This is a genomic window from Nitratireductor aquimarinus, from assembly GCF_017255295.1.
Lineage (GTDB): Bacteria > Pseudomonadota > Alphaproteobacteria > Rhizobiales > Rhizobiaceae > Nitratireductor > Nitratireductor aquimarinus.
The window spans coordinates 1-6,575 of sequence record NZ_JAFKDE010000021.1; the positions used below are offsets into that span (position 1 = coordinate 1).

The 6,575-nt window shown below is 54.7% G+C and carries 4 protein-coding genes; 1 reads left to right on the forward strand and 3 read right to left on the reverse strand.

Annotated features, from left to right (window positions below; all coding sequences use genetic code 11):
• The first annotated feature begins 142 nt into the window (after positions 1–142).
• Positions 143–2,035 carry a hypothetical protein gene (locus JYP46_RS21950; RefSeq protein WP_206549363.1) on the forward strand — a complete coding sequence of 631 codons (1,893 nt, stop codon included), beginning with the start codon at positions 143–145 and terminating at the stop codon, positions 2,033–2,035.
• 94 nt (positions 2,036–2,129) lie between these two features.
• Here JYP46_RS21950 and JYP46_RS21955 read toward each other — a convergent pair whose 3' ends face one another.
• From JYP46_RS21955 to JYP46_RS21965, 3 genes are read right to left on the reverse strand one after another with little or no spacing between them, the layout of a single operon-like run.
• Positions 2,130–2,915: a hypothetical protein gene (locus tag JYP46_RS21955; protein ID WP_206549364.1), complete on the reverse strand. Its 786-nt coding sequence runs from the start codon at positions 2,913–2,915 to the stop codon at positions 2,130–2,132.
• Entirely contained in the window at positions 2,915–4,303 is a 1,389-nt protein-coding gene (locus tag JYP46_RS21960) for a restriction endonuclease subunit S domain-containing protein (RefSeq protein WP_206549365.1), read from the reverse strand. Before JYP46_RS21960 ends, JYP46_RS21955 begins: the two co-directional genes overlap by 1 nt.
• A gap of 8 nt (positions 4,304–4,311) precedes the next feature.
• The gene (locus JYP46_RS21965; RefSeq protein ID WP_206549366.1) at positions 4,312–6,339 is read right to left on the reverse strand and encodes a type I restriction-modification system subunit M; all 2,028 of its coding nucleotides are present in this window, start codon (positions 6,337–6,339) and stop codon (positions 4,312–4,314) included.
• Between the last annotated feature and the right edge of the window lie 236 nt (positions 6,340–6,575).

Here is a 6,575-nt window from a genome sequence, read left to right on the forward strand (position 1 = left end):
ACTACAAGGCTGGTCTTTGATTGAATCCATACGGTAATATGGCATATGAACTGCACAAATTTAATGCGGGCAAACCTCTATAAGACCCTTATAGAGACTTGCCTGCATTAAGATGGAGCAAGATCGCAAATCACGACACTCAATGACAGTATTGCCATCCGATTTCGCCGCTGAAATGGAGCGGTTGTGGACTTTGAAGTTGGGCAATGTCTCCGGTCCTGCCTTCCGGGAGCTTTGGACCAGGATGGGGGAGACGTTCCACCTGGCAATCCAACAGAATATGAAGGCAAGCGCCCTCTCAATTGCTCCAGCATGGCAGGTTTTAGCGCCCGAGATGGGCGTCGGGAAGACACAAGGCGCGTTGCTGTACCTGGCAATGATGGCAAAGACTTCCAGAAAACTTTCACCGCCGCTACAAATTGGCGGTCTCTTCGTCGCTCGAACCATTCAGCAATGCGAGGACGCCGCACGCACGATTAATGAGCTTGCCGGCTTCGAGGCTGCCATTACGCGACACTCGTCCAACGCGGTCACCTTGCAAGAATGCCGGCATTTCCCGGTGGTAGTGATTACACATGCTGCTGTCACGCAGTCCTGGGCACAATCATATTCTGGGATAGTCGACGCCTACGGGAGCTGGGAAGGCGGGCGTCGGTGCCTCGTTATCATCGATGAGGCCTTGGCCAATGCAGTTGAATTCCATTCAGTTGACGAAGGTTCATTGCACCGGGTGTTGGGGCTTCGCGTCTCTGCGGAGTTTAAGGCAAAGCATCGGCAGGCTTTCGCCGCAGTCTCATCAATGCTCGATTTCTTCAAGGCTGTCTCAAGCCGTGTTGAAGAGATTTCGCCCATATGGAGCGAGCAAGATCCACTTTCCAGCGGGCAGATAGATGAGCTGGAGATACTCTTCCGCCAAATGGTGTCGGACTTGAAATCCGTATCGTCATACCACCCAGTTTGGAACGATCCCGATAGCAAGAATGCGGAACTGCAGCATGTATGGGAGACCCTCTCTGCGATCATCCAGCTATATCGGCATTGGGCACTCTTCTCGATTCAAGGTTCGCGTAAGACTCTAACCACCGGAAAAGAGAAGGTGCCGCATTTCTTTGCACCCGTAGTGCTGAATGCAACCGCGAACCAAGATCCCGTGTTGGACTACCGGCGCGCCAAGCTTGTTCCGCTTCCCAAGGTGCGAAGCTATCGAAACTTGACGATTCACATCCTCCGCTCCAGCGGCATTGGCAAGGAGGCAATGCGCGAAGCTGGTGAAGCGCGGCTTAGACACTTGGCGCAATTCGTCTCCGAGCACACTAAGCCAGGAGACAAGTGGATGGTGGTAACGCATCTGGCGACCGAGGCACTGGCAAGAAAGCACCTCCCTGAGGAGATTGCATTAACTGGACATTGGGGCAGCCTCGACGGCCTCAACGACTTTCGCGACTGCAACAAGGCAGTACTGTTTGGCCTGAGTTTCCGGGATCGAGCATGGCCGGTGAACATTTATTTCGCGTTGAGAGGTGCTCAAACAAAAGAGTGGCTTCGATCCAAGGAAGCAAAGGCCATTCGTCACAGACTTGAGGTGATGTCGATTGCCGCACAGGTGATCCAGGCCTTGGGCCGCCCGCGCAGTCGCAAAGTGATCGATGAAGAGGGCAACTGTTTGCCGACCGACGTGTTTGTGACGCTGCCGAATACCTCTGTTGGAAGAGATGTCGAGAGCGCAATTCGCGAGGCCTTTACCGGCGCGGTGATACGCGACTGGGTGTATGACCTGGATGGTCCTGGATGCCAAACCAAGCAAAGAACCTCGCCGAGTGCTGCTATAGTGACCGCGATGAGAAACAAATCACCGGGTCGCTATCTAATCTCTGCCATCGCAAAGGAGGTAGGTCTCACATCGACCGAAACCGCCAATCTAAAGGACGCTCTGCGAAAGAAGCGAGCGATTGTCGATGATTTGAGAAGGCTTGGAGTTAGCTATTCCGTGGAAGGAAGCGGGCGTGGCGCCAAAAGCTACCTCGTTAAACGTTAGAATAATTTCATCGATCATCAGTAATTAAACTTAGGGAGCAATTTGGGAAATTAATGAAAATTTGACTTCTGATAATAATTCTCAAATTTTGGCTTCATGCGTCTGCAAAATCAAGAAACTCGCGTAATATCCAGAAGGCCGGGTCATAGCAGCGCAAAGCCCGCTCGTTGGGGCTAAGTTCTCCGTGTAAAAGGCAGTTACGCATATCATAGATTGTAGTAATGAGACCGGTGAATAAGTCTTCCGGGCTGCATCGAAAAACTATGTTGCCCGCTTCAATGGGGGCAGCTTCCCCTTCGAGGAGGTTGACAATAGGGCGTGGATTAGCGCGCAGGTATGTTTGCCGCATAAATGGTCCTTTATTGCCCGTCAGCCTACGGAAGCGGGCGGAAGCCTCGAAAATGGCCAAGTCCCACTCCTGTTGCTCAAACCGGAATGTTTCGTTGCCGTTCTGTCCACGAATGGTCGAGATCCAACTGCCATTCTGCTTGATAACCTGGTAGTGTATCCCTCTGCTTTCAAAACGAACTGGAGCTCCGTCCCACCTGCTAATGCAAACGGATGTGAATTTAATCGGAGAAATATTTCCGTCCCTATCGCGTTTATTTAGGTCATAGGCTTCTAAGCAGTTGTGCAGTGCGCCAATTTTCGATTTGAAATCTGCTGCGCGCTCGCTATTTCCACGCAAAAGCGGACAGGCAGTGTTCTTCACAAGATTATCTCTAGAACAGACGTATTCGATTCCTCGCGCATCCTGCCATTCGCCCGACAGTTCCCGGAACCATGCATTAAAGGCAGCCCACGCTTTCACAAAGGGGCCAATGTAATCGAACTGCGCTTGCTTTCGCCAATTGCGGGCGCTTTCCGGTTCGAGAGCCATCAGCTTGTCTCCTTCAGAGAGTCTAGGCAGTCCAAAGCGGCAGATTCGCCGTCTTCGATAGCGATCTCGACGGCGCGCTTGGCGGCTTCGAGAAGCTGGGCAGCTTGGGCTTTCGCCTTCCTCGCATCACGGATGTTAGCCACGATCTGCGTTTCCACCGCTGCGTCGATCTGCGGGAACGGCAGGCCGAAGATGTGAGCGTCCGTGATCGCGGGATACATGCTGGCGCTGCCGTAGAGGTCGAGCAACTCGCAGATGACCGGCAGACGTAGGAAAGTCAGTAACAGCTCTGGGGCAGCCTGGCACGGGTCGATCACCACGAAGCCGGAGGAAGCCACATAGCCGTCCTGTTCCGGGGCGATCTGAGCCGACAGGCGGCGGATGGGTCGCACGGTCGAGGTGATGATATCACCGGGCCGCACATGCCATGTGGCGCGGCTGGGGGCTTCGTCGCAGGGAAGCGGCGTGCTGGTGGCCGCGCCTGCATCATCAATATCGCCAATCTCGATGTAGTTGAAGTTCGCGCAATCCTGCGGGCGGAACTTCTGACGGCGGGGTCGCGCGAGGTCACCTAAGCTGCGCCCGTCGCGCCCGAGGATATCGAGAAGCGCCTGTATGCGCGGGGCGAAGAAGCGGGCGTCCAAGCGCCCGGCGGCGAAGGCGTCGCTGGCGCGGGCGGAGTAGCTGAGCGGTTCCGGCGGCGTCCAGTCCGCCAGCCCCAGCGCTGCAAGGAGCGTTTCTTCAGCGAGAGTTTGCTTTTGAGCCACCTCACGCCTGCGATCCAAGGCTGATTGAACAGTATCTGCAATCCGCATCTGCACCGCTTGTGACAACTCGGGCACTGGGATTGCACGCACCTTGGCCAGTGACAAGCCTTGCTGAACCATACCTGAGGAATGCCGCTCGATGTGATCCTGCCCGAAACGACAGTTGAGATAGGCAATAAGGAACGCAGGACAAAAAGGCGCATCGTCGTTCAAAGCAATGCGTGCCACGTCTTGATCAAGGTTGGCCGGCAACGCCTCCTCAGTGACCAAAGCGCATTTGCCAACTGTACCGCGCGTGGAGAGGATAATGTCGTCCACAACCAACGACGAGCGCTTATTGGTATCGTCTACCCACTTTGCGATGGTATCTGCGTTTTTTCTGTCGGCAAACCAATTAGCCGCACACTTAGCTGTAAGCATTGCAATAGGTGATTGCTCATCGACCTCATGGTAGCCATGTGGGCCATCCGTGACGAAAGCAAAGTTGCCAATGGCTACCAGGTTGTGCTGATGAAGCGCTTGATCCTCACTTAGATAGGCTTTGCGGAAGAACTGAGCGTCTATCCGCAAGTCATTTGTGAATGATTGAACCGAAGCTATCGAGGCTTCCAGCCCCTTCAACAGTGCGCTTAGGCGGTCACTGTCGAAGGGGCGAGGGGAAAAAAACTGAAGTGCTCCTGTGCCGCGAACTCTTGGAAAGCCTCGGCTATCCCGTCGTGTGTCAGCCCTTCGTGATTGTAGAGATCGTGAGCGACAATGAAGTGGCCGTGTGCATCACGCATAAGCGTTCCATCGTCCCGGCGCCGATAGACCTTTTCGCCTGAGTTGTTGACGCTTTCGACCTGCTGCGTTGCGAAGAAGATGTTATAGTCCTCCACCTTCGGGCATAGTGGTCCGGCGGCTGGATCGTCGTTCCACTTCTGCACGAACAGAACGCTCGTCTTGGTGCCGGTGTGTGGCTTGAAGGTGTTTGGGTGCAGCCCCACCACGGCGAGGATGCGGCAGCGTTCCATAATGAACTCGCGCACCCGCTGGTCGGACGAGTTGTTGAAGCGTCCCTGCGGCAGCACCACGGCCATGCGCCCGCCGGGTTTCAGGAAGTCCAGATTGCGTTCGATGAACAGCAGGTCGCGGCCTACGGCGCGTTCCAGCTTGCCATTTTTCTTATGAGCCAGGTCATAGGGCGACAGCATGTCCGACTGCTTGATATCGCCCGCGAAGGGTGGATTGGCCATCAGCACGTCATAGCCGAAGGACCGATAGTCTGTCTGGCGGGGATTGGCCCTCAGCTTGCGCAACCGTCGCCACCCGTCGCCATAAGTGTCAGACCATTCGTCCTGCTTCACTGTCTCGTCCCACTTGGTCCAATCCAATGTGTTGAGGTGCAGGACGTTTGTTTCGCCATCACCTGCAATTAGGTTGAGGCAGCGCGATACGCGTACGGACTTTTCATCGAAGTCGATAGCGAACACCTTGTCGCGCACGTAGTCTTCGCAACGCGGCGGTTTCTGGTCCATCGTGAACAGATGGCTTTCCTGAAGCCCCATGTCCGCGATGATCTGCCGCCAGACGTGGAACATTGTGTGCACCGTAAAACCCGCCGATCCGCAGGCGGTATCGATTACGGTTTCATGCTCCTGCGGGTTCAGCATCTTCACGCACATGTCGATCACCCAACGCGGCGTGAAATATTGCCCCTTCTCGCCCTTCGAAGACTTGTTGACGAGGTATTCAAAGGCGTCGTCGACCACGTCGAGATTGGAGTTGAACAGCTTCCATTCTTCCAGAGAACCGACGCAGACCTGCAAATGGTCGGGAGATAGCCGGATGCGCTCGTCTTCAAGAAAGACACCGGGCCACTTCTTCTTTGCTTCGTCAAACAAGTCCTGTATAGCGCGCTTGAGCTGCGCAGCGGTATTGGTATTGCGGAATCGCAGATAGGGGTGCTGACCACGGTGAGTGGCCATTTCGTCATAGAGCTTGGTGAAGATCAGCTTGAACACTTCTTCGAAAACATCGACACCAGCATTCGCCAGCACCTCGTTTTCCATGTCCACGATCAATTCCCGCAAGGACCGAGCCTTGGATCCTTCGCGCTCCCTCTCATTCTCCTTCTCGATAAGGGTCTGGATGGTCCAAGGCTGATCGACGATATCTTCTATCGTCTGGTTCGCGCGTGGGAGATGGTGAATGGGAACGAAGTAATTCGGGTTCTTACGGTGCCAGACTTCCGCCAGAATGCCATTGCTCCACACTGCCAAGGGAGCGCCCGTCGCGTGGGTGTAGGACCGAAGCTGTTCCTTGCCATCGCGAAGCTTGCCCTGCTTCACTTCGATGATGATGTAAGGCACCGTCGGGCGGTCTGCGTCAAAGACGACGATATCGGCGCGCTTGGAGCTATCCCGTCCAAATGTAATCGGATACTCAACCTGAATCCGCGAAGCAGGGTAGCCAAGTTGCTCGATCAGCCGCGCCAACCAAAGCTGCCGGGTGCGCTCTTCTGGTTTAAGCTGAACTTCCTTCTTGCGCACCAGGCAAGGCACGTAAGCTACCGGCTTCCCGCGCGTTTCACGGACAGTCGCCCTCTGGTCCAATTGCCGGTTTTCTTCTTCCGAGAAAAGAACGAACTGGTTGAATTCATTAGAGGAATTTTTCATTCTAATCCCATTGGATCAAGCAAGATGAGACGCGAGAGCGGCTCGAAACAGAAGTCGTGAGCGCGGACGCTCGGTGAAACGGCGAGACACAAGCGATGGCACGGTTTACCCCCACAAGGCAATGCACAGAAACACGGGCAAGTCTCTATAAAGGTCTTATAGAGGTATGCCCGCATTAATCATCATTCCCCATGTCTTCTAACCGATTGTCTTTCATCAAGGAACAGCCCTGCAGC